The sequence below is a fragment of the Actinomadura rubrobrunea NBRC 15275 genome, from assembly GCF_001552235.1.
Taxonomy (GTDB): Bacteria; Actinomycetota; Actinomycetes; order Streptosporangiales; family Streptosporangiaceae; genus Spirillospora; species Spirillospora viridilutea.
This window is the reverse complement of the sequence record NZ_BCQU01000223.1, coordinates 1-782: the sequence shown is the minus strand read 5'-3', so window position 1 is coordinate 782 and position 782 is coordinate 1. Positions and strand designations below refer to the sequence as shown.

The 782-nt window shown below is 57.7% G+C and carries 1 rRNA gene; it reads right to left on the bottom strand.

The features are described 5' to 3' along the window. Positions 1-660, bottom strand: a 23S ribosomal RNA gene (locus AR3_RS31900); the annotation flags it as partial. Positions 661-782: the final 122 nt, after the last annotated feature.

Sequence of the window (782 nt, the reverse complement as noted above, 5' to 3'; positions counted from 1 at the left end):
CCGGTCTCCCCTCCTCCGAAGAAGAAGGTCCAGGCTCTGACGGCTTGTAGGCACACGGTTTCAGGTACTCTTTCACAACCCCTCACCGGGGCACTTTTCACCTTTCCCTCACGGTACTGGTCCACTATCGGTCACCAGGAAGTATTCAGCCTTACCACGTGGTCGTGGCAGATTCACACGGAATTCCACGGGCTCCGTGCTACTCGGGAACACACCCAAGAGGCCCCGCAATTTCACCTACCGGACTCTCACCGTCTACGGTCGGCCATCCCAAGCCGTTCGGCTATCACGAGACTTTATAACTCTTCGACCCATCGGCAGCTAGGTCAGGGTGGTCCCACAACCCCGCACACGCAACACCTGCCGGCTATCCACACGTGCACGGTTTAGGCTCCTCCGCTTTCGCTCACCACTACTCACGGAATCACTATTGTTTTCTCTTCCTGCGGGTACTGAGATGTTTCACTTCCCCGCGTTCCCACCAACCGCCCTATACATTCAGACGGCGGCGACACCCCATGACGGGTGCCAGGTTCCCCCATTCGGAAATCCCCGGATCACAGCCTGGTTGCCGACTCCCCGAGGCTTATCGCAGGCTCCCACGTCCTTCATCGGCTCCTGGTGCCAAGGCATCCACCGTGCGCCCTTAAACACTTGAACACACGAGGCGAACTGCTGCAATTCAACAGACAACCCACAAAAGGTCGTCCATCAGAGATGCTCGCGTCCACTGTGCAGTTCTCAAGAAACAACCGGGACAACCAGACACCCAACCCAACACC